This window comes from Streptomyces sp. BK340 (assembly GCF_007827595.1).
Taxonomy (GTDB): Bacteria; Actinomycetota; Actinomycetes; order Streptomycetales; family Streptomycetaceae; genus Streptomyces.
In genome coordinates, this window is sequence record NZ_VISR01000005.1 from 296902 (window position 1) to 320248 (window position 23347).

The 23347-nt window shown below is 71.7% G+C and carries 19 protein-coding genes and 2 pseudogenes; 7 read left to right on the top strand and 14 right to left on the bottom strand.

Going from position 1 to position 23347, the window contains the following annotated elements:
- The first annotated feature begins 20 nt into the window (after positions 1–20).
- Positions 21–368 carry a DoxX family protein gene (locus FB157_RS13225; RefSeq protein ID WP_145879159.1) on the top strand — a complete coding sequence of 116 codons (348 nt, stop codon included), beginning with the start codon at positions 21–23 and terminating at the stop codon, positions 366–368.
- Between the two features lie 122 nt (positions 369–490).
- Here the strand turns inward: FB157_RS13225 and FB157_RS13230 are convergent.
- The 4 genes and pseudogenes from FB157_RS13230 to FB157_RS13245 all read right to left on the bottom strand — a co-directional run bounded on the left by FB157_RS13230 (position 491) and on the right by FB157_RS13245 (position 3241).
- Positions 491–837: pseudogene (locus FB157_RS13230) on the bottom strand (hypothetical protein).
- Positions 838–1001: 164 nt separating this feature from the next.
- Positions 1002–1613, bottom strand: coding sequence for a Uma2 family endonuclease (locus tag FB157_RS13235; protein WP_145879161.1), 612 nt, complete (start codon positions 1611–1613; stop codon positions 1002–1004).
- Between the two features lie 49 nt (positions 1614–1662).
- Positions 1663–2545 (bottom strand): annotated as a pseudogene (locus tag FB157_RS13240) (helix-turn-helix domain-containing protein).
- 222 nt (positions 2546–2767) lie between these two features.
- A complete protein-coding gene (locus FB157_RS13245; protein WP_145879163.1) occupies positions 2768–3241 on the bottom strand; it encodes an ATP-binding protein in 474 nt (157 codons plus the stop codon).
- Positions 3242–3396: 155 nt separating this feature from the next.
- On the opposite strand from FB157_RS13245, the gene FB157_RS13250 reads away from it, so the two are divergent.
- On the top strand, positions 3397–4260 hold the full coding sequence (locus tag FB157_RS13250; RefSeq protein WP_145879165.1) for a helix-turn-helix transcriptional regulator: 864 nt from the start codon (positions 3397–3399) through the stop codon (positions 4258–4260).
- The gene (locus FB157_RS13255; protein ID WP_145879167.1) at positions 4257–4466 is read left to right on the top strand and encodes a DUF397 domain-containing protein; all 210 of its coding nucleotides are present in this window, start codon (positions 4257–4259) and stop codon (positions 4464–4466) included. The genes FB157_RS13250 and FB157_RS13255 overlap by 4 nt, the downstream gene beginning before the upstream one ends.
- 19 nt (positions 4467–4485) lie before the next feature.
- Here the strand turns inward: FB157_RS13255 and metG are convergent, their stop codons facing one another.
- The 5 genes from metG to FB157_RS13280 form a co-directional block, all read right to left on the bottom strand.
- Positions 4486–6201: a methionine--tRNA ligase gene (gene metG, locus FB157_RS13260; protein ID WP_145879169.1), complete on the bottom strand. Its 1716-nt coding sequence runs from the start codon at positions 6199–6201 to the stop codon at positions 4486–4488.
- A 176-nt stretch (positions 6202–6377) separates the two neighbouring features.
- Positions 6378–8234, bottom strand: coding sequence for a VWA domain-containing protein (locus tag FB157_RS13265; protein ID WP_145879171.1), 1857 nt, complete (start codon positions 8232–8234; stop codon positions 6378–6380).
- Between the two features lie 122 nt (positions 8235–8356).
- Positions 8357–10297 carry an FUSC family protein gene (locus FB157_RS13270; protein ID WP_145879172.1) on the bottom strand — a complete coding sequence of 647 codons (1941 nt, stop codon included), beginning with the start codon at positions 10295–10297 and terminating at the stop codon, positions 8357–8359.
- Positions 10298–10335: 38 nt separating this feature from the next.
- Complete coding sequence (locus FB157_RS13275; RefSeq protein WP_145879174.1) at positions 10336–11295, bottom strand: endonuclease/exonuclease/phosphatase family protein; 960 nt, start codon at positions 11293–11295, stop codon at positions 10336–10338.
- Positions 11296–11304: 9 nt separating this feature from the next.
- A complete protein-coding gene (locus tag FB157_RS13280) occupies positions 11305–12093 on the bottom strand; it encodes an alpha/beta fold hydrolase (protein ID WP_145879176.1) in 789 nt (262 codons plus the stop codon).
- A 123-nt stretch (positions 12094–12216) separates the two neighbouring features.
- On the opposite strand from FB157_RS13280, the gene FB157_RS13285 reads away from it, so the two are divergent.
- Entirely contained in the window at positions 12217–13542 is a 1326-nt protein-coding gene (locus FB157_RS13285) for a PLP-dependent aminotransferase family protein (RefSeq protein ID WP_145879446.1), read from the top strand.
- 211 nt (positions 13543–13753) lie between these two features.
- Here FB157_RS13285 and FB157_RS13290 read toward each other — a convergent pair whose 3' ends face one another.
- Positions 13754–14698, bottom strand: a complete 945-nt coding sequence (locus FB157_RS13290) for a hypothetical protein (protein ID WP_145879178.1) — start codon at positions 14696–14698, stop codon at positions 13754–13756.
- Between the two features lie 231 nt (positions 14699–14929).
- Positions 14930–15376, bottom strand: a complete 447-nt coding sequence (locus tag FB157_RS13295; protein ID WP_145879179.1) for a hypothetical protein — start codon at positions 15374–15376, stop codon at positions 14930–14932.
- A gap of 164 nt (positions 15377–15540) precedes the next feature.
- Between FB157_RS13295 and FB157_RS13300 the strand changes: the two genes are divergently transcribed.
- Both FB157_RS13300 and FB157_RS13305 read left to right on the top strand, forming a co-directional pair.
- A complete protein-coding gene (locus FB157_RS13300; RefSeq protein WP_261386306.1) occupies positions 15541–16683 on the top strand; it encodes a PP2C family protein-serine/threonine phosphatase in 1143 nt (380 codons plus the stop codon).
- Between the two features lie 64 nt (positions 16684–16747).
- On the top strand, positions 16748–17806 hold the full coding sequence (locus FB157_RS13305) for a hypothetical protein (RefSeq protein ID WP_145879183.1): 1059 nt from the start codon (positions 16748–16750) through the stop codon (positions 17804–17806).
- Positions 17807–17811: 5 nt separating this feature from the next.
- On the opposite strand, the gene FB157_RS13310 is transcribed toward FB157_RS13305, so the two are convergent.
- The 3 genes from FB157_RS13310 to FB157_RS13320 all read right to left on the bottom strand — a co-directional run bounded on the left by FB157_RS13310 (position 17812) and on the right by FB157_RS13320 (position 22758).
- On the bottom strand, positions 17812–19785 hold the full coding sequence (locus FB157_RS13310) for an Ig-like domain repeat protein (protein ID WP_145879185.1): 1974 nt from the start codon (positions 19783–19785) through the stop codon (positions 17812–17814).
- A 119-nt stretch (positions 19786–19904) separates the two neighbouring features.
- Positions 19905–21146, bottom strand: a complete 1242-nt coding sequence (locus FB157_RS13315; RefSeq protein ID WP_145879187.1) for an amidohydrolase — start codon at positions 21144–21146, stop codon at positions 19905–19907.
- A gap of 46 nt (positions 21147–21192) precedes the next feature.
- Positions 21193–22758 carry an LCP family protein gene (locus FB157_RS13320; RefSeq protein ID WP_186581483.1) on the bottom strand — a complete coding sequence of 522 codons (1566 nt, stop codon included), beginning with the start codon at positions 22756–22758 and terminating at the stop codon, positions 21193–21195.
- 203 nt (positions 22759–22961) lie between these two features.
- Between FB157_RS13320 and FB157_RS47255 the strand changes: the two genes are divergently transcribed.
- Positions 22962–23228 carry a hypothetical protein gene (locus FB157_RS47255; protein WP_186581484.1) on the top strand — a complete coding sequence of 89 codons (267 nt, stop codon included), beginning with the start codon at positions 22962–22964 and terminating at the stop codon, positions 23226–23228.
- Positions 23229–23347: the final 119 nt, after the last annotated feature.

The window sequence follows — 23347 nt, forward strand, 5'->3', positions numbered from 1 at the left end:
TCGCTCGTTGGGAGCCTCTCATGCGTACCGCACACATCGTCGTCACCCTGCTCGCCGCGCTGATGGCCGGGTTCTCCGGGACCGTCTTGCTCCTGCGGGCGGAGTGGATCGTGCAGGCGCTCACCGACTACCGGGTGCCGCAGGGGTGGTGGACTCCGCTGGGGGTGGCCAAGGCCGCCGGCGCCGTCGGGCTGGTGGTGGGGCTGTTCGTGCCGTTCGTCGGGGTGCTGGCGGGTACCGGGCTGGTGGTGTACTTCCTCGGCGCCGCCGTGACCGTGGCCCGGGCCCGGTGGTACTCGCACGTTCCGTTTCCGCTCGTCTACGCCGCGCCCGTGGTCGGAGCGCTCGTGCTCGGGTACCTGGCCTAGCCGGAAGGAAAAGCGTGCGGCGCGGCAACTTTCCCGGGAGCGGCGGCCACTGAGGGGTCGTAAGGCTTCTTCAGCAGACCCCAAGGACTCCTCCGCGCCGAAGGCGTCCTCCCACTTCCAGCTCAACCGCGTACTGCCTTCATGGCTTCGTCCAAGACGGCGCTCAGCTCCCGCAGGGCTTCCTGAGAGGTGGCAGCGTCCTCGGCCTCCAGGTGCTCTGTGCCCGAGCGAAGCGGGAGGACAGGTCGGGGCGGCGGGCGATCTCGATATCCCTGGCCCAGATGAGGACCCAGCTCTGCACGGGGCTCAGAGACTGCCACTCGACGGCTTTGGCGAAGGCGTCGTCCTTCGTGGTCTGCATCTCGTCCAGATGCCCGGGGGCAACGACGGCGAGGGCCGCGCGGAGAGCATCCGGGGTCAGCTCGGGGCGGGGGATCAGCTCGCGTCCGTGGTCGGCCATTGCGCTCATGGTGCCCTCCAGAAATGCCCCCGCCAGGGTATCCGGCCAGGCTTGGAGCGACGGAAACTCCTGCGTCGTCACGGTCATGCCAGGCAGCCTCCATCAGGTCGGATCGGCAGTCGGAGCTGAACCACCGAGGGGCCTGAGCGGCAGGGGTCTGCTCGGGGCGGGGCTCACTGCTGCTCGCCGGTCCGGCTTTCGTAGCGTGGCAGATCCCGGGTAGAGATGGTCCAGTCGCCGATGGTGACGTCCTCGCCGTAGACGAAGTCCTTGCGGGTGGCGTAGCGGGGGCCGTCGGGGGTGGCGTGGATGTCGGTGAGGACGGCGCCGGTGCCGGTGCGAGGGTCGAAGACCGCGTAGACGGGGATGCCCATCAGGGGGTAGTCACGCGCCTTGCTCACCCAGTCGTTGTCCGGGTTGGAGCGGGAGACGACCTCGATGGCGGCGATGAGGGTCCGGGGATCGATGGAGCCTTCGGTGCCCAGATCGGTCCAGGCGATCACCATCACATCGGGGTGGCGCATGATGCCCTCGGGCTCATCCTCCACATCGGGGGTGCCGTTGTGGGCCAGCAGCTCGTCAGGCAGCAGCTTCTCCAGGCGGCGGCTGATGTGTGCTGCCGTGACCTCGTGCGGTCCTCCCGGCGACATCATGTCGTGAACGATCCCTTCCTTGGTGATCTCGAACTTTCCGGGGAGGGTGTCGTCCATGGACTGGGTGACATCCCGCATGGCCCGGTAAAGATGAGAGGCGCCCTGCTGTGCGTTGTCCGGTGCGATGGTCATGGCACTCGCTCCTCGTCTGTGCCCAGGGGCAAGGATCGTCGCTTTCATGCTAGGCGGCCTCCGGGAGATCGGATCGGCAGTCGACGCAGCGGCTGCCCGGTTCGGGCGAGCGGAAGGCACGGTCGCAGCCGTCGCAGTTCCGGAGCGGGTGTCTGACCGCCGGTGTCAGTGACGTCGGAGAGTCGAACGGGGGCGGAGGCGGAAGCTGCGCGGCCAGGCGGTGGGCCAGGAAGGCGGCCGGACGGATCAGGGGTTCCGACGGCAGGTTCTCGGTCAGGGCGTGGCGTACGGCGGTGGGGGCGATGTCGCGTTCCAGCCAGGCGGCGACACCTGGGGCGAGGTACTCGGCGTCGGTGGCGGAGAGGAGCAGGCGGGGGTCGAGGCGGCGCAGGCCGGCGAGGACGTCGAGGGCCGCCCGGAGGAGGGCGGGAGAACTGGTCGAGGGCTGGGGTACGGCGGGGAGGCGCTTGCGCGGGGGTGGCTTGTCCGCTGCGGCCGTGCGTCGGGCGGGCCTGTTGGGGGTCTCGGCCGGGGCGATCCGGTGCCCTGGCCTGTTGCAGGAGACCGTGCGGGTGACGATCCGGCCGCCCGGGACGCGCTCTCGGGTCCGGCGGAGGTAGCCGTGGGCTTCGAGTTCGCGCAGGGCGGCGGCGATGCGCGTGGGGCCCTCGGGAAAGCGGGCAGCGAGCGTCTTGATGTCGACGGGGGAGCCGGTGGGGAGGGACTGGATGTGGCACGCCAGTCCGATCGCGAGGAGGGACAGCTCGCGGTGCTGGGTGAGGTGGTTGCCGATCACCGTGAAGCGGGTGGTGTGGCGGGCGTTGTCGTGGGACGACTCCGCCCGGGTGCGCCTGCCGGTCCCGGTGAGGGTGGTTTTTGCCCGGGATACGGGACTGGGCGTGCGGGGGCGCGCTAGGGTTTTCGGTGTCCATCAGGAAGGGCCTAACTTCCTCGGTGGTCAGGCCCTCGCACTGGGATGCCAGTCCCGGCGGGGGCCGTCGCATGTTTGCGGTTGATCTGTGTCGCTCGCGCTGAGCGTAGGGCAGGCAACCGGTCCCGAATCCAGCTGAGTTGGGCATGTTCACCCGGGGGGTGAGTTTGGCCTGCGGGCGGGAGGGGTGGGGCTTGGTGGGGTTTCTTTCTCCCGGTGTTTCTTAGGGAAGAGCGCAGGTCGCACCGGAGTGTGGTGCGCTGTGCTCCGGTGCGGAGAGGTGGAGTTCGGCCCAGACGGTCTTGCGTGGGGTGGGGCCGGGTTCGACTCCCCAGCGGTCGGCCAGCGCCTCTACGAGGAGGAGGCCGCGTCCTGTTTCGGCATCCGGGGTGGGGAGTCGCCGGCGGGGGCGGTCGTCACCGCGGGTGTCCGTCACTTCGATGCGGAGTACGTCGGCGGTGGCCTGAAGAGCGAGGTGGAAGCTCCGGCCGGGGAGCCGCCCATGGGTGGCCGCGTTCGCGGCGAGTTCGGCGACGACGTGTTCGGCGGTCTCGGTGAGGCAGTGCGGAAGGTCCCAGGTGCGAAGCCATTCCGTGGCGAGCAGGCGGGCGAGGCGGGCGCCGCGCGGGGTGGGTGACAGCAGGGCGCTGAAGTAACGCGTGCGGGGGTGGAGTTGGGTGGCGTTTTCCTGGTTCACGTGACTGAGCGTGGTGGTGCGCGCTTACCGTGAACAGTGACTCAGCCGGTCCGTACGGTGACTGTCCGGAGTTTGTCCGGTGGTGTCGGCGCTGTCGGCAGAGGCGGTCCGGGTAGGGGGCGTTGCGGCGCGGACGTACGACGGAGGGACGCGGGATGGAGCACGTGAGCGGTGACGAGGGGCGGCTCAAGGGTGAGGCTGACGAGCCGGGGTGGGAGGTGGATCCGGATGACGAGTGGGGCGTGGCCGTCATCACCACCGTGGGGCGGCAGTTGAAGCTGAGGCGGCGGGCCGCCGAGTTCGGGGTGGCGGTCGGGTACGGGGAGGACCTCGTCTACAAGATCGAGGGCGGGAAGCGGATTCCTCGGCAGGAGTACCTGGACAAGGCCGACGAGGTGTTGGGCGCGGGTGGGCTCATTGCGGCGGCCTGGGAGGACGTGAAGAAGGTCCGGTATCCGAAGAAGGTTCGGGAACTGGGCAAGCTGGAGGCCAAGGCGGTCGAGATCGCTCTGTACGAGAGCCACATCATCGCTGGGCTATTGCAAACGCCGGAGCATGCTCGATCCGTTATCGGGGCAGCGCAGCCGCCGTACTCGCCGGAGGATGTCGAACGCATGGTGGCGGCTCGTCTGGCCCGGCAGTCGGTCTTCGAACGCTCGCCCGCGCCGGCGCTCAGCTTCGTCCTGGAAGAGGGGGTCCTGCGGCGTCCCATCGGGGGCACAATGGTGTGGCGTCAGCAGCTTGAACGTCTGCTGGAGGTGGGGCGGTTGCACAACGTCGTGCTTCAGGTGATGCCGATGAACTGCGACACCCACTCCGGCCTGGACGGTCGGATCGAGCTGCTGAAGTTTCCGGACGGCACGGCTGTGGGGCGCTCGGATGGCGCCTTCAACGGCCGGACGACCTCCGAACCCAAACACCTGCGCATTCTTGAGCTTCGCTATGGCACCATCCGGGCTCAGGCGCTCTCGCCAGGGGAGTCGCTGGCGTTCATCGAACAACTGCTGGGAGAAACATGATCCGCAAGACCACTGCCGGGGACACCTCCGAGCTGGCGTGGTTCAAGAGCAGCTACAGCGGCGGCAACGACGGCAACTCCTGCGTTGAGCTTGCCGTCACCCCCGGCACCGTGCACGTTCGCGACTCCAAGAACGCCGAGGGCCCACGGCTTGCGCTCGCCCCCGACGCGTGGGCGAACTTTGTGACCTACGCGTCGGGAAGCTGACCCCGCACCACTTTCGGTGTTACGCCGGCTCGCCGCCGAAGCGCTCCTTGTACGTCTCCAGGTCCTCGTCCGTCAGCTTGGCGAACAGGACCGGCGGGACCGTGAAGGGGGTGCCGGCCGGGACGGAGGTGAGGGACTTCGCCGCCTCCGGGGTGGCCCAGGCCGCGGTGTCGTCCGCCAGGGAGAACGCCTCCCGCATGGTCTTCGCCGTCGCCGGGATGAAGGGCTCGGAGATCACCGAGTAGAGGTGGATGAGGTTCATCGCCGTGCGCAGGGTGAGGGCCGCGCCGTCCTTGTCGGTCTTGATCTCCAGCCAGGGGGCCTTCTCCTCCAGGTAGGAGTTGCCGGCCGACCACAGGGCGCGCAGCGCGGCGGCCGCCTTGCGGAACTGGAGGGCCTCCATGTGCTCCTCGTACTCCGCCAGCAGGCGCGCGATCTCCTCGCCGAGCCGCGTCTCCGCCGCACCCGGCTCGCCGCCCGCGGGGACGTCGTCGCCGAAGCGCTTGCGGGAGAAGGACAGGACGCGGTTGACGAAGTTGCCGAGAGTGTCGGCCAGGTCCTTGTTCACCGTGGCCGTGAAGTGCTCCCAGGTGAACGACGAGTCGTCGGACTCGGGCGCGTTGGCGATCAGGAAGTAGCGCCAGTAGTCGGCGGGGAGGATCTCCAGGGCCTGGTCGGTGAAGACGCCCCGCTTCTGCGAGGTGGAGAACTTGCCGCCGTAGTACGTCAGCCAGTTGAAGGCCTTGACGAAGTCGACCTTCTTCCAGGGCTCGCGCACGCCCAGCTCGGTGGCCGGGAACATCACCGTGTGGAACGGGACGTTGTCCTTGGCCATGAACTGCGTGTAGCGGACGTCGGTGTCGACGTCGTACCACCAGGACTTCCAGTCGCGGTTCTCCGGGTCCTGGTCCGCCCACTCCTTGGTCGCGCCCAGGTACTCGATCGGGGCGTCGAACCAGACGTAGAAGACCTTGCCCTCGGCCGCCAACTCCGGCCAGGTGTCCGCGGGGACCGGGACGCCCCAGTCCAGGTCACGGGTGATCGCGCGGTCGTGCAGGCCCTCGGTCAGCCACTTGTGGGCGATGGAGGAGGCCAGCTGCGGCCAGTCCTTGTCGTGCCGGGCGACCCACTCGCGGACCTCGTTCTCCAGCTTGGACTGGAGGAGGAAGAGGTGCTTGGTCTCGCGGACCTCCAGGTCCGTGGAGCCCGAGATCGCCGAGCGGGGGTTGATCAGGTCCGTCGGGTCCAGGACGCGGGTGCAGTTCTCGCACTGGTCGCCGCGGGCCTTGTCGTAGCCGCAGTGGGGGCAGGTGCCCTCGACGTAGCGGTCCGGCAGGAAGCGGCCGTCGGTGGGCGAGTACACCTGGCGGATCGCGCGCTCTTCGATGAAGCCGTTCTCGTTCAGCTTGCGGGCGAAGTGCTGCGTGATGTCGCGGTTCTCGGCGCTGGAGCTGCGGCCGAAGTAGTCGAAGGCCAGTGCGAAGCCGTCGTAGACCGCCTTCTGCGCGTCGTGCGCCTGGGCGCAGAACTCGTCGACCGGGAGGTTCTGCTCCTTGGCGGCCAGCTCGGCGGGGGTGCCGTGCTCGTCGGTCGCGCAGATGTACAGGACGTCGTGGCCGCGCTGGCGGAGGTACCGGGAGTACACGTCCGCCGGGAGCATGGACCCCACCATGTTGCCCAGGTGCTTGATCCCGTTGATGTAGGGAAGGGCGCTGGTGATGAGGTGTCGAGCCATCGGGGGCTGCTCCCAGGTCGCTACGGGTACGAACCTTGAAATCGTAGCCGACGTGTGTATGCCGCCCGCTTCCCGTTTTACGGGGTGAGAAGCGGGCGGCATGGGGGTGCGGGGGGTTATCGGCTGTTACAGCCGGTTATGGCCGGCGTGGGCCGGTTGTGGCTGGGTGCGGTTTGTTACGGGCGCCAGTTCGCCAGTACGCCCTCGTACAGCTCCGTGTCCGTCAGCTCGCGCGGGGTCGGGCCCGCGTGGAAGAAGGACGTGTTGCCGGTCTTCAGCTTGCGGAGGTAGTCGAAGGCCTTGTTGTCGTGCTCGCCGAAGGCGACGAAGGAGAAGAACACGGAGGGGTGGTTCTTCGCCGCCTCGGTGAGGGACTGGGTGGCGGGGGTCTTCGCGTCGGGGGCGCCGTCCGTCTGGAAGATCACCAGGGCGGGGGTGGTGTCCCCGCCGCTCTTCTCGCGGTGGGCGAGTACGGCTTCCACGGCGGCGTGGTAGCTGGTACGGCCCATGCGGCCGAGGGTGGCGTGGACGTCGTCGATCTTGGTCTCGTGGTCCGGGGTGAGGGTGAGGTCGGTGGTGCCGTCGACCTCCGTGGAGAAGAAGACGACGTGGACCGTGGCCTCGGGGTCGAGGTGGGCGGCGAGGGCGAGGGTCTGGTCGGCGAGGGCCTGGGCGGAGCCGTCCTTGTAGTACCCGCGCATGCTCGCCGAGCGGTCGAGCACGAGGTAGAGCTTCGCTCGGGTGCCGGTGAGGTCGGTCTTCTCGAGGGTGGTGGTGGCTGCGTTGTAGGCGGTGGTGAGGGCGGGGGTGAGGGCGGGGGTTGCCTCCGGCTGCGGTTCCGCCTCGGCGGTTGCCTCCGGCTCGCGCTGCGGTTCCGCCTCGGCTTCGCCTTCGGCGGTCTCGTTCCCACCCGCACCACCCGTGCGGGTCTCGTTGTCGGGTGCGGGTGGCCCCTGCGGGGCGTCCTCGCCGTCGGCGGCCTGCGGGTCGTCGTCCGCTGCCTCCGCCTCGGCCGCCAGCGGCTCCGCAACGGGCTCGGGCTCGGGCTCAGGGGTGGACTCGGCGGCGGGCTCCGCCACCACGACGGGCTCCGCAACGGGCTCGGGCTCGGCCTCGGCCGTGGGCTCCGCGACCCGCTCGGGCTCGACCGCCGTCTCCGCAACCGGCTCGGCTTCGGCCTGGGCAGCGGGCTCCACCACCGGTTCGGGCTCGGCCGCCGGCTCGGGCTCAGGTTCCGCAGCGACCTCGGCCGTCGGCTGGGGCTCGGCGACGGGCTCCGCCACCGCCTCGCTCTCCGGCTCGGCCTCAGCGGCGGGCTCCGCCACCGGCTCGGCTTCTGCCGTCGGCTCGGCCTCAGCCACGGGCTCCGTAACCGGCTCGGCTTCTGCCGTCGGCTCGGCCTCAGCGGCGGGCTCCGTCACCGGCTCGGCCTCCGCCACCGGCTCCGTAACCGGCTCGGCTTCTGCCGTCGGCTCGGCCTCAGCCACGGGCTCCGCAACGGGCTCGGCTTCTGCCACCGGCTCGGCCTCCGCCACCGGCTCCGTAACCGGCTCGGCTTCTGCCGTCGGCTCGGCCTCAGCCACGGGCTCCGCAACGGGCTCGGCTTCTGCCACCGGCTCGGCCTCCGCCACCGGCTCCGTAACCGGCTCGGCCTCTGCCGTCGGCTCGGCCTCAGCCACGGGCTCCGCAACGGGCTCGGCTTCTGCCACCGGCTCGGCCTCCGTCGCCGGCTCGGCCTCTGCCGTCGGCTCGGTCTTGGGCTCGGGGGCAGGTTCCGGTGTCGGTTCTGTCGGCTTGGGGGCCGTTACGTTGTCGAAGGCTGCCGACACCAGATCGTGCTCGTCCGGTGAGGCCGAGCGGGGCTCGGGGATCTCGGGGGTCGGGGTGGGGGCCGGCTCGGTTGCCGGGGAGGGGATCGGTGCCGGCTCTTGGTGCTGCTCCTGCGAAGGAACGTGTTCCGCACCCTCTGCTTCGGCGGCACGCGCTTTGCGTGACCGGCCGAACGCGTTCCGCAGGAGAGTGAGAATGCCCATGTGCGCAACCCTTCGCGTGAGTTGATGCCCGTCAATCCCTGGCCAGGACGGACACGTAAGGTTAGCGGCCTGGGATTGCAATCTTGGGGAGGGGCGAGTCTCAGCCGAGTCTCGACCGCATGTCAGTGTGGCGACGTGATGGCCCTCGCCGCAGCCACTTCCTGGCGGAGGGGCTCCAGAACGCTCCCCGACGGGCCCGTGAGGTCCGTGCGGACTGCCACCAGGGTCTCTGCCTCTCGGACTCTGTCCGACAATTCTCTCAGCTGAACGGACACTTGGGAGATTTCGGCCGGCGACGGGGGCGGGGCTCCGTGTCTCACCCGGACCCGGGCCGCTGTCGTCGCGTCGATGATGCGTTCCACCGCGACCACCAAGGGCCACCAGGCCGCCGCGCGGCGGCCGGTCGGCGGGGGTTCCGTCAGGGCCCGCTGGAACTCCGTGCGGATGGTCGAGAGGTCGCGGTAGAGGCGGCGGCGCATACGGGCGCGGGCGGCGGGGTCGGTGTCCGCGCCGAACGCGGCGTCGACGTAGGCCGCCGTGTCCGCGACGGCGTCCGCCAGGCGGTCGCCGACCCGGGTGTGCCAGCTCTCCGGCCACAGCAGATAGCCGGCGATCAGGGCGATCGCGCAGCCCATGAGGGAGTCCAGGAGGCGGGGGAGCAGGAGGGCCGTGCCCTTGTGGTTCAGGATGTCCGAGAGGAGCAGGATGACTGGGGTGATGGCTGCCGTCTGGTATCCGTAGCCGCGGGGAGTCAGGGCCGGGATCAGCGGGGCGAGCACGAAGACGACGGGGACGTCCCACCAGCCGGGGGGTACCTCCGCCAGTACCGCCGCCGCGATCACCAGGCCCGCCACCGTGCCCAGCGCCCGCAGCAGTGCCCGTGAGAAGACCGAGCCGAAGTCGGGCTTGAGGACGAAGGTGATGGTCAGGGCCACCCAGTAGGAGCGCGGGACGGCGACGAGGGAGACCAGGGCCTGCGCGATGCCGATGCACAGTGCCAGGCGCAGGCCGTAGTGCCAGGAGTTCGCGGAGAGGACCACGTTGCGGGCCGCGCGGGCCGTACGGATGCTCGGGTTGGCGGGGCGGCCCAGGCGGTCGTCGATTCCGCGGGGGTCCACGTCGGGGGACGTGACGACCTCGGCCGTGTGGCGCAGGGCGAGGTCGACGGCCCGGGCCGTCTCCGTGGTGGGGGTGGGCAGGTGTGGCAGGGCTATCGGGCCGGTGAAGCCGGTCTCGATGGCCTCGGCCAGGTGGCGGACCGCCTCCGGGACCTCCGGCGGGAGCGGCCGGCCGGTGAGGTGGACGGCGGGGGCCGCCTCCACCACGGGTGTGATCGCGTTCAACTGGGCGAGGAGCCTGGTGAGTTCGCGGCTGCGGCCGTGCTGGCGGGCGCGGTGGGCGAGGATGAGGTCGTAGGCCTGGTTGAGGGACTCGGTGACCTCGACGCGGATGGTGGTGTAGCGGTCCGGGTCGGCGCAGGCTGCCAGCAGGTCGGCCACCTTGCGGTAGGCGGCCCCCACCGACCCGCGCTCCGGCACCCCGGCCCGCAGGGGCCAGGCGAGCAGTGCCAGGGCGAGGACGAGCAGGCCGCCGCCGCTCATCAGGACCGGGGGCAGCCACCAGGGGCCGGGGAGCGGGAGTCCGGCGCCGATCACGGCGTTCAGGAGCAGCAGCAGTCCTGACACGGAGGACACCGCGCCGATCGTCGAGATCATTCCGGACACCAGGGCGACGCCGGTGACGGCGGCCACCGCGTACCACCCCTGGCCGTACACCAGCGAGCCCACGGTGACGCCCACCGCGCCGAAGAGCTGGGGGACCGCGATGTTGACGATGCGCATGCGGTAGGCGTCGGCGGTGTCGCTGATGACGCCGGACAGGGCGCCCATGGAGGCCAGCGCGCCGTACGTCGGCTGTCCGGCCGCGAGTCCGATCGCCAGGGGGAGCGCCATCGCGACAGCGGCCCGGACCATCGCGGCCCGGTTGAGGGGTGCCCGGTGGGGTCTGAGGTTCCGGACCAGCCAGTCGGGAGGGGTGAGGCCGATGGGGAACTCGCGGGGCATGCACCCATTATGGCCGCTTCGCTCCGGCCTCCTGGGGGTCATCTGCGCTGGTGGAGCGTGATGTCGACGACGAGTGCGCGGTGGTCGGTACCGGTCAGGCGCAGGAAGCGGGCGTCGGTCGCGGAGAAGTCCGGCGTGGAGAGCAGGACGTGGTCGATCTGGGCGCCGATGACCGAGGACGTGCGGGAGGGCCAGCTCGGGGTGCGGTCGTGACCGGCGAGGCGGGCGGCGTCGGTCAGGCCGGCGTCCAGGACGCGGCGGAAGGCCGCGTGGTCCTGGGAGGCGTTGAAGTCACCCGCGAGGATCGTGGGCGTGCGGGGGGCGGCAGCGGCGAAGGCGCGCAGCCGGCCCAGTTCCCGCCGCCAGAGGCCGACCTGGCGGGCGAGCGGGGGCATGGGGTGGGCGAGCTGGACCCGGACGGCGTGGCCGCGTACGTCGGCGACGGCGCCGGGCATGCCCATCGTGCCGCGGACGCCGGCCGTGCCCTTGAGCGGGAAGCGGCTCAGTATGAGCGAGCCGTGGGAGCCGCCCGCGGCCACGGCCTGCCGGTGGGGGTAGGCGTGCGCGAAGTCCCCTTCCAGCGTGGCCTGGCAGGTGTACTCGCACTCCTCGACGAAGACCAGATCGGGGCGCAGCCGGCGGATCTGCGGGACCAGGGCGGGGGTGCCGCGCCCGAACTCGACGTTCGAGGTCAGCACACGCAGGGCGGCGAGGGGCGGGCCGGCGGGTTCCGCGGTCTTCCCGTACGGCTCCAGGTACCAGGCCAGCAGCCCCAGTACGGCGACTCCCCACACCAGTCCCGGCCACCAGCGGGTGAGGAGCGCGCACAGCAGGGCGACGCCGGTCGGCACGAGCAGCCAGGGCAGGAAGGCGAGCAGCTGTGGCACGGGCGTGATGCCGTCGGTGCCGGCCACGCGACAGCCGACGACCACGCTGACCCCGGCGAGGAGCAGTCCCGCCGACCAGGAACCGAGTCCGCGCCCAGGGCTTCGTGTCACTCCCCGAGACTACGAGCGTGAGTCGACCTCGGTCAGGAACTTCTCCAACACCTGGTTGAACTCCTCCGCCCGCTCCAGGTTCGGCATATGGGCCGCACCCGCGACGACGTGCAGTACGGAGTCGGGCAGTGCCCGGTGCATCGCCTCCGCGTCCGCCACCGGGGTGTACGTGTCGTCGGCGCCCACGACGACGAGTGCGGGCACGGCCACCCTGGTCAACAGGGGACGGTAGTCCGGGCGTTCGGCGCGGCCGCGCAGGGAGGCCGCGGCGCCCTCGGGGGCGGTGGCCGCCATCATGCCGTGGACGTGGGCCTTGACCTCGGGGCCGGCGTACGGGGCGACCATCTTCTCCAGGACCTCGTCGGCGTAGCCGCGCATTCCCTCGGCGAGCAGCCGGTCGGCCATGGCGTTCCGGCTCCGTCTGCCCTCGGGTGTCTCGGGGTCGGGGAAGGTGTCGGCGAGGACCAGGCCCCGGACACGGCCGCCGAAGCGGTCGTAGCACTCCATGGCGATCTGGCCGCCCATGGACAGCCCGGCCAGGACGAAGGAGTCCACCCCCAGGAAGTCCAGCAGTTCCTCGATGTCCTGGGCGTGGCGGGCGAGCGGGACGGTGCCGGGGGTGACCGGGGAGGAGCCGTAGCCGCGCAGGTCGGGGGCGATCACCCGGCGGCCGGCGGAGAAGGCGGCCAGCTGTGGGGTCCACATGGTGCGGTCGAAGGGGTGGCCGTGGACGAGGACGAGGGGGACCCGGGAGGAGACTTCGGGGGTTTTGTCCTCGTACGAGAGGAAGGGTGGCATGTGATCGACCCTAGGTGCCCCCAACTCCTCGGTGCAATAAAATCTTTGCCCTCGGTGCAATCGGATGCGCCGGTACGGCAGGTGACTTGTGACGGCAGGTGACCTGTGACCGCAGGGGGGCTTGTGGACGACTACCGGCGTATCGCCGACCGGATCGCGGGTGACATCGGCGGCGGCCGGCTCCGGCCGGGGCAGCGGCTGCCGCCGCAGCGGGCGTTCGCCCGGCGGCACGGGATCGCCGCGTCGACGGCCGGGCGGGTGTACGCCGAGCTCGTCCGCCGCGGGCTGGTGGTGGGCGAGGTCGGGCGCGGTACGTTCGTGCGGGCCACGGCGCCGGACGTGCAGCCGGGGCGCGCGCTGACCGAGGCGGCGGACGGCGCGCCCGTGAACCTGGAGCTCAACTACCCCTCCGCGCCCGGCCAGGCGGAGCTGCTGGCCCCCGCGCTCGCGTCCCTGGTGCGGCCGGACGCGCTGGCCGAGGCGATGCGGCCCGCCCCGGCCGCCGGCAGTGCGGCGGCGCGGGAGGCGGTCGCGGGGCTGCTGGCCGGCGGTGGTCCACGGCCCGACCCCGACGGGATCCTCTTCACCGGCAACGCCCGGCAGGCCATCGCCGCGACACTCGCCTCCCTGGTGCGGCCGGGTGGGCGGGTCGGTGTGGAGCCGTTGACGTATCCGCTGGTCAAGGAGATCGCGGGGCGGCTCGGTGTCACCCTGGTCCCGCTTGCGGCGGATGCGGAAGGGCTGCTGGCGGAGTCCGTCGCGACGGTTCACCGCACCTCCCCCCTGTCCGCGCTCTACCTTCAGCCGACGCTGCACAATCCGACCTCGCTGACCCTGAGTGCGGAGCGGCGGGTGCGGCTGGCCGAGGTCGTCCACAGCCTGGGGATACCGGTCGTGGAGGACCGGATCTGGTCCTTCCTGCGCCCGGGCGGCGAACCCGCGCTCGCCGGTCTCGCGCCGGAGCTCGTGCATGTCGTCGACGGGCTGTCCAAGCGGGTCGCTCCGGGGCTCACGGTGGGGTTCGTGGTCGTGCCGGGCGGGCGGGTGGAGGCGGTGGCGCGGGCTGTTCGGTCCGGGGGGTGGAGTGCGGGGTGCTTCGCGCTGGAGGCGGCCGTGCGGTGGATCGGGGACGGGAGCGTGGCGCGGCTGACCGAGGCGAAGCGCAGGGATGCGGGGCGGCGGCAGCGGGTGGTCGCCGAGGAGTTGGCGGGGTTTGCCGTGCGGGCTGATCCGGCGGGGTACTTCGCGTGGTGGGAGCTGCCTGCGGGGTGGCGGGCGGACACGTTCACGGCGGCAGCGCGGGCGCGTGGGATCGCGGTCACCCCGGGTACGGCCTTCTCCGTGGATCCGAGCCGTACGCCGGATGCCGTGCGGGTCGGGCTCGCGTCGGTGCCGGAGGAGGAGCTGGTGCGGGCGTTGCGGGTGCTGGTGGGGGTTGCGCGGGGGTAGGCCGCCTCGGCGGTTGCCTCCGGCTGGAGCTGCGGTTCCGCCTCGGCTTCGCCTTCGGCGGTCTCGTTCCCACCCGCACCACCCGTGCGGCTCTCGTCGTCGGGTGCGGGTGGCCCCTGTGGGGCGTTCTCGCCGTCGGCGGCTCGCAGGTCGCCCTGCGCCGCGGCTTCGCCTTCGGCGCATTGAGGCGGCCTGCGGGCCGTCCTGGGGCTCAGGCTCTGGCTCGGGTCGGGGCCGGAGACTGGGCCGGGGTGGGGGCCGTGGCGTCCTCGTGGGGGTGGCGGGACGGGCGGGGGAGGCGCAGGCGGCGGGTCACCCAGGTTGTCAGGGCCACCGTGAGGCCCAGGGCCAGCAGGAGCCAGGACGTGGTGCGCAGGGTGGCGGTCAGGGCGTCGTAGATCGCGGCCGCCGCGGGGTGCGGGACGTCGGCGGGGAGGCCGGCGAGGGTGAGGCTGCGGCCGATGGTGAGGGCGAGGACGAGGAGGGCGCCGCCCAGGGCCGTGCCCAGCGCGGTCGCCGCGACGGCGCGGCGGCGGCGGACGGCCAGGGCGATCCCGGCGACGGCGAAGACGACGGCCGTGACCGGGAGCCAGAAGCCGGCGACTTCGAGCACGTGGAATCCCTTCCTGAGCCGGCCCACCTCGGCCGCCCGGAGCACGGGGACCGCGGTGTGCTCCACCGGGATGCGGGCGGCGAGCGGAATGTGGTCGTCGGTGAGCTGCTGCTTGACCTGGGCGGTGACGGGAGCGAGGTCCACGGTGACCGGGCCCTCGCCCGCGTCCTCGGCCGGGTCCTCCGCGCGCAGGGCGCGCAGGACCGCGTCGTGCGTGACCCGGTTGCCGGTGTCCCAGGCCAGCCGGAAGGCGCGGGTCTGGGTGAAGGAGCGCACCGCGTCGTGCACGAACGGGGCGACCGAGCCCCGTACCCCGCGGACGTCCATCCGCTGGTCCACCTCGCGCAGGATGCCGTCCCCGACCGTCTTCGCCACGGCCTCCCGCACGTCCGGATCGGCCGCGAGCGGGGCCATCGTGGTGACGTACCGGCCCGTGTCGGCGAGCCCGTACGACGCCCAGGCGGCCAGCGCGCCGAACGGCACGAGCAGGCAGGACAGGGCGATCAGTACGGCCGACAGGGAGCTCCTGAGGCGTGGGGGCACGCTTCCAGGCAAGGCCCGCGGGGCCCCGGGAGCGAGCGGTACGACTGCATTCGGGGGAAATGTCAAGCCGAACGGCCGCGCCGCCTGGCGGAGCAAGGCATTCCGCTCTCCGGTGGAGGGTTCCTCCGAACGGGTGTTTCCTGGTGCTGGTGAGGAGGGAGTTACAGGGGAGTGCGTGGGCCCCGGCCGGAGAACGGCCGGGGCCCACGCGCGTCCCGTGTACTCGGCTGCTCAGCGGATGCGGTTTCCCAGCCCGTCCTCGTGCGTGTAGTAGCGGTAGAACAGCACGCCGCCCACGACCACGGCGAACGCCACGCCCAGGCCCGCCGACGCCAGGACGGAGTGGCCGCGGCCGCTCAGGCTGTACAGGAAGCCGACCGCGATGCCCGTGAAGGCGGCCCACAGCGCCGCGTGCAGTTCGCGCGGCATCCGCGGGGTCAGGGCCGCGAGCCCCATCCAGACGGCCGCGAACACGATGGCCGTCACGAAGCCGAACAGCAGGTTCCAGCCGGTGATGGGTCCGCCGTAGCGGGTGTTGGCCGCGGCCCAGTACCCGTAGATGAGCCCGAGCACGACGGGAACGGCGACCTTGGCCACCGCGTGCGTGCGCTCGCTGAAGACGTCGGGATTACGACCGCCCCGGATCATGCCGCCGGTCGCGGGTGCCGCATGCGCCATGAGAGCACTCCTCTCTCTCCTCGCCCCCGCCTACCAGAGCACACCTGGGGGGACGCCCTGGCAAGTCGGCCGGACGGGTGACGGGTGCCCGGATGCGGCGCCGATGCTCCCGTGTTTCGCTGAATTTCTCCGAAGACATGGAGGGCTGCCCGGCCGTGACGGACATGGAGTACCGGCTCCGGCGGCAGTTGCTGCGGATCCATGGCCGGAGCATCGCCTGGGTGCCGCCCCTGCTGCTGCTCGTCGCCATCGTGCTGGTGGACATCAACACCACCGAGCGGTTCCGGATCGTCTCCTGGATCGTCCTGGTGCCCGGCATCGCCGCCGCGCTCTGCGGTGTGTGGGGGACGGCCGCCTTCGCCGTGCTGTCGCTGGCGACGTACGTCGCCGTGGACAGCCTCTGGCCGGGCGCGTACCAGGCCGGACTCGCCGACTTCGTCCTGGTCGCCCTCGGCGGTGCCCTCGGTGTGCTGGTCTCGGCCGTGCGGGTACGCCGGGAACGCCAGATGCTGCACATCCGGGACATCGCCGAGACCACCCGGCGTACCGTGCTGCGCCCGCTGCCGTCGGTCTGGGGAGGCCTGGAGCAGGCGGGGGCCTACCTGGCCGCCGACGTCGAGGCCCAGGTCGGCGGGGACTTCTACGACATCCAGCCCGGCCCGCACGGCACCCGCGTCCTCTTCGGGGACGTGCAGGGCAAGGGGCTGGGCGCGGTGGAGACGGCGGCCGCGCTGCTCGGCACCTTCCGGGAGGCCGGCTACCACGAGCCGGACCTGGCGACCGTCGCCCGGCGGCTCGAGGTGCGCATGGTCCGCCACCGCAGGCACACCACCGCCCTCGGCGGGGACGACGCCGACCGCTTCGCCACCGCCGTCCTGCTCTGCTTCCCCGAAGACGCCCCGGACACGGTCGACCTGATCAACTTCGGGCACGAGCCCCCGCTCGTCGTCGGAGCGCACGGGGTGCGCCCCCTGCCCGGCGGCGACGGCCTGCCGCTCGGGTTCGGCGACCTCGGGACCGGATGCCCGCCGCTGCACCGGGTGCCGCTCGGGCGCGAGGAGACCCTGCTCATGGTCACCGACGGAGTCACCGAGGCGCGGGACGCCGCCGGGAAGTTCTACCCGCTGACCCGGGAAGTGGCCCGGGCCGTCGAGACCGACCCGGGGCGGGCCGAGCCGCGGCGCCTGGTGCGCCGGGTCCGTGACGGGGTGCTGCTGCACAGCGGCGGCCGCCTGGAGGACGACACCACGATCTTCGCCGTCCGGCGGGCGGGCGAAGACCCCGTACGGGGACGTTTGCAGTCCTGAGACGCACCTTTGCACCAGCAGCGGTTACGGTGCTGGCTGTAGGGCGATCTAAGGGGGAGGGACGATGCCCGGAACCGTGCTGCTGCTCGCGGCCTCGCCGCTGGGCCGGGGGCGCCTGGTGGACGCGGCCGGGGTGCTGCCCGTGCTGGCCGCGGTCGCCCCTGGCGTGCTGTCCGGCACCGACACCGCGAACGTGGTCGAACTCGCCGACCCGCTCGAGCCGCAGGCCGTCCTCACCCGGCTGCGCGCCGCCGCGGCCGCGCCCGGCCCGCTCACCGTGTACATCACCGGGCAGCTCCATCTGGACCGCCGCCAGCACCAGCCTCACCTGGCCCTGGCCCGCACCACCCCGGCCACCGTCCGCTACACGGCGCTGCCGTGGCACTGGATCAGGGAGGAACTGCGGCTGCGCTCGGCCGGGTCCACGGCTCTCTTCGTCGACCTGCACGCGGACGCCGAGACCTGGCAGCACCTCGCCCGGCGGCCGCTCGACTCCGGTCGCACCAGCGCGGTGTACGGCCGCATCGCACCCCCCTCGAAACAGCGGGGTCCGGCCGAGCCGTCGTACATGAGGGCGGTGGCGACGCTGTTGCGCAGCGGACACCGGCCGCCGTTGGAGCAGTTGCACCAACAGGCCCTGGCACGGATCGCCGACGAAGCACCGGGGAACATCGTGCTCACCGCGCGGCCCCGGCCGACCGGTGATCCCCACGCCGCCATCAGCGCCGCCGTCCAGGCCGGGCGGCACGCCGACGCCGACGCGCTCGCCGCTCGGCACGAGCAGGGCGCCGTGCACAGCCACGGTCCCGCCTCCGACGAGGCGCTGCACTGGGCCGAGGTCCGGGCCGATCTGGCCATGTTCGCGGGGGACCCAGTGCGCAGCTGCCGGGCCTGGCTGCGGGTGGCCGGGGTGCGGCTCGCTGCCGGGCAGGCGGTGGACACGCCCGCCGTGGAGGCGGCCGTGGACCGGGCCCACCATCAGTGGGGGTGCATCAAGGACGCGGCGCGGGCCCGTGAACTAGGGCCCGCGCTCGCGGAGTTGAGGTTCCGGGTACCGGGCCGCCGGCAGGGCGCGCTGGAGAACGTCCAGCGGCACCTGCGGCAGCTCCAGTCGGCCGGGTAGCGGCCTCAGCCGGTGAAGGTGAAGTACTTCCAGGCGCCGTGCGTCGTGGAGTTCACCGTGTCACCGGAGGAACTGTTGATGTACGACGAGCGCACCCGGAACCGCCAGCCGACGTCCTCGGCGTGGTTCCCGGTGATCTGCACCCGGGACACGCCGTCGGGGCCCAGCGCGAAGTACGAGGGGTCGCCGGGGTACCAGCGGCCCTGGTAGTACACCTCGAACTCGAACTTCTGCTTACGGCCCGGGAAGAACGGCATCTTCGTCGTGATCAGCGGGTTCCTGCTCTTGTGGAAGAAGTAGTACGTGTGGCCCCACGCACTCTTCGCCTTGTAGTGGTTGCTGACCGACGTGGACACGCTCACCCTGGCGCCGACGGTGCTGGAGACCGACCGGGGCTGGTAGCGGGCGTCGCCCGAGAACTTCGCGGTGACCTTGGTGTCCCGCTTCAGGTCCAGCGTGACCGACAGGTTGCCGGCGGAGTTGACCTTGCCGGACTTCACCAGCTTGTTCGGCTTGTCGGAGCCGAACGGGTCGGCCCAGATCTCCACCGTGCGGTTCTTGTAGGTGCTCCCCAGGTGGGCCGTGAACTTCACGTCCTTGCCGTAGGAGTACACCTTGCCGTTGTTGTCGACCGACAGCGCCGGCTTGGCGCGGGAGACGTCCACGGTGTCGGTGCCGGAGCCCGCCGCGTGGTCGGTGTCGCCCGCGTAGGCCACCTTGTACTTCACCTTGCCGCCGGCCGGCGGGGTGTCGGTGAAGGAGTAGCTGTTGTCCGCCTTGACCGTCACCGAGGGCAGGGTCTTGCCGTTCGGGGAGTCCAGGTCGGTGCGGGTGACCGTGAGCTTGGCGCCGGCGGGGAGCGCCACCTTGGAGGTGACCTTGCCCTTGACGGTGAGCTGCTTGGCGCGGGCCGCGGTGGCCGGGGCGTCCACGGTGACGGTGGTCGTCGCCTTGGTGGGGGCGTCGAACACACGCAGGGAGTAGACACCGTCGTTGTTGTACGACACCGCGAACAGGCGGGAGGCGTCGGGCGCCCAGCCGAGGGTGGAGTCGGCGAGTTCGTCGGAACCGCTGATGTGGTCCGTGTCCGGGAAGTCGTACTCGCGCACCGACGTGGTGGCGCCCGGCTTGTAGACGAAGATGTCCGGGTTGTACCAGCCGTCGACGCCCGCCGCGACGGTCCCGTCCGGGGCGACCGCCACGGCGTTCGGGTAGGTGGCGCTGGGATAGCTGCCGTCCGCCGTGAGGTCGGAGGTCTTGAACACCGGGTGGTTGTACGGGTATCCGCTGGCCACGACGACGTCCTGGCCGTTCGGAGTGACGGCGATGTCCCGCGTGTTCTCGCCGGCGCTGGCGGAGGCGAGCCGGTTCGGGGTGCCGGACGTGACGTCGTACGAGACGACCTTGCCGGAGCTGTCCCCGGTCTGGGCGCCGACCAGGGTGTCCGAGCCGGGCGCCGCGTCGAGGATCGGCGCGCTGTACCAGCCGTTGTCCAGGTCCAGGGTGACGTCGTGCTGCTCGCTCGCGAGGTCGACGGAACCGATGTTGCCCGCGGCGGCGCCGCCGTAGCCGAACCAGAGCTTGCCGCCCGCGAGGGCGACGCTGCGCGGCTGGTCGGCCTTGACCTCGTAGCGCGTGGTCTCGGTGACGGTGGCGGTGTCGAAGACCGCGATGGCGTCGAGCCCCGGCACGGCCGCGTAGAGCGTGCCGGAGTCGGCGGACAGTTCGAGGCCGCTCACGCCGGTCAGGTTCGCGGTGAGCTGCTTGACGACCTTGCCGGCGTAGTCGGTGACGACGATCTTGCCGTTGGCCGGGTCGCTGATGAAGACCTGCTGGTGGGCGCCGTCGACCACGAGGTCGGCGGTCTGCTTGACCGGCAGGATCCTGCTGGAGTCGGCGGCTGCCGGAGTGGCGGCGAGGGCCGCCGAGCTGAAGAGGACGGCCAGGGTGGTGGCAGTCGTGAGGGTGCGCATACGCACGCTGATTCGAACCCCCCGGAACGAATGAGTGAGGTGAGCGCCACGCGGCACGGCTGATGTACGAGCCCCCTGTGTGCCGTCCGTGGCGGATGGGTGAAGACTAGGTCGCGAAGACTAGGTCATGCCACTGACAAAAATGCGAGCGCCCCCGAGACCAGGGTCCGGACACCCGGGGCGATCGTGGACAGGTCGGGTGCGAAGCGGGGGCTGTGGTTGCTCGGCACGGCCGCGAACTTCTCCTGGAAGGTCGCGCCCGGTGCCTTCTCCCACACCTCGGCCGCGGTGGTCGTCACGAACCAGTACGAGTACGGGATCGAGCCCAGCGCCAGCTCCGGGAAGTCCTCGCTGCCCATCGCCGGGCCCGGGTCGAACACCGTGTCCGCGCCGAAGACCTCGCGGTGCACGGCGGCCACCGCGGTGTCCGTGCCGACGTCGTTGACCGTCTCCGGGAAGGTGTCGCCGAGGGTGATCCCGGGCTCGCGCGGGCAGCCGGCGGCCAGGCACTCGCCCTCGGCGATCCGGCGGATCGCGGCCAGCATCCGCTCCCGCACCTCATGCGACTGGGTGCGCAGGTTCAGCTCGATGCGCGCCTCGGAGGGGATGATGTTGTGCCGGGTGCCGGCCTCGATCCGGCCCACGGTGAGCACCGCGGACTCGCGGGCGGCCAGTTCCCGGGAGACGACCGTCTGCAGCCGGGTGACCAGGTAGGCGGCGGTCACCACCGGGTCCACGGTCGACTCGGGCCGCGAACCGTGGCCGCCCCGGCCGTGCACCACGACGGTCACGTCCGTCGACGCCGACATGATCAGGCCCGGCGCGTGCGGGTACAGGCCCGCCGGGCCCGGGGCCGCGTGCTGCCCGAGCAGCACGTCCGGGCGCCCGAAGCGCTCGTACAGCCCGTCCGCGACCATCCGGGCCGCGCCCTGCCCGGTCTCCTCGGCGGGCTGGCCCACGACCAGCAGGGTGCCGTTCCAGGTCTCCCGCCCGGCCGCCAGCGCAGCGGCCGCGCCCGCCAGCCAGGTGACGTGCAGGTCGTGTCCGCAGGCGTGCATCACCCCGTCCGTCCGCGAGGCGTAGGGCAGCCCGGTCTCCTCCTGCACCGGCAGCGCGTCCATGTCGGCGCGCAGCAGCACCGTCGGCCCGTCACCGTTGCGCAGCACTCCCGCGACCCCGGTGCCGCCGATCCCCTCGGCCGTCTCGAAGCCGGCCTCCTTGAGCCGCCCGGCGAGCTTCCCGGCGGTGCGGTGTTCGCTCAACGACAGCTCGGGGTGACGGTGCAGGTCGCGGTAGAAATCCTCCAGGCCCGGGACCGGGAGTCCGTCGGTGAGATCCAGAGCGGTGCGCGCCGCGGGAGAGGTCACGGGGGAAAGGGTAGGCCCCCGGCGGGACACCGGGGGAGAGCCCGGCTCACCAGGTGAACCCCTTCTGCACCTCCATGCACGCGTCCTCCTTGTCGCCGGACAGCACGGCCGCCGTCGACGGAGTCCTGTCCGCGCTCCTGCTCTTCGGATAGGTGTCGCCGGTACGCCAGTCCGCGCCGACGATCAGGGTGACGCCCGAGACGTCGGTCGAGCGGTGCACCTGGCCCAGCGGGACGCCGAGCGCCTTGGCCACGGCCTGCGCGTCACCCTCGAGATCGGCACTGGGGTACAGGACGAGGGTCTTGGCCTCGGTGGCCGCGCCGACGTCCGCCCCGGCCCGGGTGAACCCCTTGCCCTGCAGGACCTGGGTGACCGCCCTCGCCCGCGCGGGCGTCGGGGCCTCGGTGGACGTCCCGGTGCCGTTGCGGACCTGGACCGCGAGGGTGCCGGCCGGGGTCGAGGGGGCTTTCGCCTTCTGCTCCGACTTGTGCTTGGCGCCACGGCCGTCCAGCGGGGTGTCGTCGCGGACCATGGAGAGGAGCTGGTCGGCGTCCTCGGGGTCGGGCACCAGCCGGTTGTGGTCCTGCGACCACTGCACGGTGGGCAGCGTCGTCATCGTGATCCGCTTGGTCGGGACCTTCTGCAGTTCCCCGGCCAGGTCGTAGAGCTTCTTGACCGTGCCGAGGCCCTCGTCGACCGTGAGCGCCTTCGTCGCGGCCTCCGCGAGCCTGCGCATCTCGGTGGGGTTGCCGAGCGTCGCGTTCGCGCGCAACTGGCGGACCATCGAGTTCATGTACATGTGCTGGGCGTGGGTGCGGCCGATGTCGGTGCCGTCCTCGAAGCCGTAGCGGGTGCGCAGCCACTGCAGGGCCTGTTCGCCCTTGACCGGGTGCGTGCCCGCCTTCAGCTTGAGGCCCGAGCCGTGGCCGTCGGAGGTGTGCGAGTAGACGTTCTGTCTGACGCACACGGGGACGCCGCCGATGGCGTCCGCCATGTCCACCACGCCGGAGAAGTCGACCATCATGAAGTGGTCGATGTGGATGCGGGTGAGCTTCTGCCAGGTGGCGACGGTGCAGCCCGGGCCGCCGCGGCCCAGCGACTCGTTCGCCATGGCCAGCGAGAGCGCCTCGTACTTCTTGCTGTCGGTGGTGCACCTGGGGATCGGGATCATCGTGTCGCGCGGGAGGCTGACCACGGACATGTTGCTGCGGTCGGCCGAGACGTGCAGCAGCATCTGGACGTCGGCGAGCGGCGGGCGGCCCACGTCGGCCTTGGAGCCGCCGAGCTTCAGGTCCTTGGCGGTGTTCCGGCTGTCCGAGCCGATCATCAGGATGTTCAGCGGCGTCTGGCCGGCCGCGTTCGGGGTCGCCTCGGGCACGTCGGAGTCGCCCAGGTTCCGCTGCGCCTTCTTGATGTTGGCGTTGAGGTGCTCGTAGTAGAGGTAGCCCGCGCCCGCGGTCCCGAGTATGACGACGGCCAGGGTGGCCGCCGACCAGCGCAGTATCCGGCGCCTGGGGCGCGGGGCGCGGGGCTTGGTGTCGCCGCCTCCGCGGCCGCCGCCCCCGCCGTGCCGTCCCCGGTTCTTCGGCCGCGCCTGCGCGTCCAGCGTCATTCCCCTGCCCTTCCCGCCCTGACGAAGCGCACATCGACCTCGTCGCGGCTGCACCGGATCGCACACACTAACGGCGTGGTCATCCATGCAGGGGCTGGTGGTGAGATATGCCACTCGCGTACAACCTTCTCCGGGGGTTGACGAAGTGCCCTTGTTCCTTTGGTGGTTCTCGTCGGTCTTCGCTTCCGGGAAGGTGTCGCCGGGTGATTCGTCCGAACGTCGCGTCGTCTTCGCTCAAGGTCCGCAGGACGTCCACATCGGGCGAGCCCGAGGCGGGTGGGGGGTGTCAGGGCTGGGGCTGCTGCACGGCCGGCGGGCTCGGCGGGGCATCCGTCGCCCGGGCCGGTCCCGCGTTCGCCGCCGTGATCAGTGCCGCGATCGCGAGCACGGCCGCTGCCACGCCCCGGGCGGCCGGGGTGCCCCGGCTCGGCCGGGGCCGGGAGAGGGGCAGTGCGGTGGGGCGCCCGTAGGGTGCGGATGTATGTCCGTGCACGGCGACCTCGCAACAACAGCGGCCTGTTAAGCATGTTTAATTCGCCGTTTAACCTAGGGGTGCGGAACCCGAACGGCAAGAGGTGCCAGGGGAGTT

Excerpts from the sequence above, each read along its gene's own strand:
- FB157_RS13225 (WP_145879159.1), top strand. The coding sequence starts at position 21 with ATGCGTACCGCACACATCGTCGTCACCCTGCTCGCCGCGCTGATGGCC.
- FB157_RS13235 (WP_145879161.1), bottom strand. The coding sequence starts at position 1,613 with ATGACCATCGCACCGGACAACGCACAGCAGGGCGCCTCTCATCTTTAC.
- FB157_RS13250 (WP_145879165.1), top strand. The coding sequence starts at position 3,397 with ATGGAGCACGTGAGCGGTGACGAGGGGCGGCTCAAGGGTGAGGCTGAC.
- FB157_RS13255 (WP_145879167.1), top strand. The coding sequence starts at position 4,257 with ATGATCCGCAAGACCACTGCCGGGGACACCTCCGAGCTGGCGTGGTTC.
- metG (WP_145879169.1), bottom strand. The coding sequence starts at position 6,201 with ATGGCTCGACACCTCATCACCAGCGCCCTTCCCTACATCAACGGGATC.
- FB157_RS13265 (WP_145879171.1), bottom strand. The coding sequence starts at position 8,234 with ATGGGCATTCTCACTCTCCTGCGGAACGCGTTCGGCCGGTCACGCAAA.
- FB157_RS13270 (WP_145879172.1), bottom strand. The coding sequence starts at position 10,297 with ATGCCCCGCGAGTTCCCCATCGGCCTCACCCCTCCCGACTGGCTGGTC.
- FB157_RS13280 (WP_145879176.1), bottom strand. The coding sequence starts at position 12,093 with ATGCCACCCTTCCTCTCGTACGAGGACAAAACCCCCGAAGTCTCCTCC.
- FB157_RS13295 (WP_145879179.1), bottom strand. The coding sequence starts at position 15,376 with ATGGCGCATGCGGCACCCGCGACCGGCGGCATGATCCGGGGCGGTCGT.
- FB157_RS13300 (WP_261386306.1), top strand. The coding sequence starts at position 15,541 with ATGGAGTACCGGCTCCGGCGGCAGTTGCTGCGGATCCATGGCCGGAGC.
- FB157_RS13305 (WP_145879183.1), top strand. The coding sequence starts at position 16,748 with ATGCCCGGAACCGTGCTGCTGCTCGCGGCCTCGCCGCTGGGCCGGGGG.
- FB157_RS13320 (WP_186581483.1), bottom strand. The coding sequence starts at position 22,758 with ATGACGCTGGACGCGCAGGCGCGGCCGAAGAACCGGGGACGGCACGGC.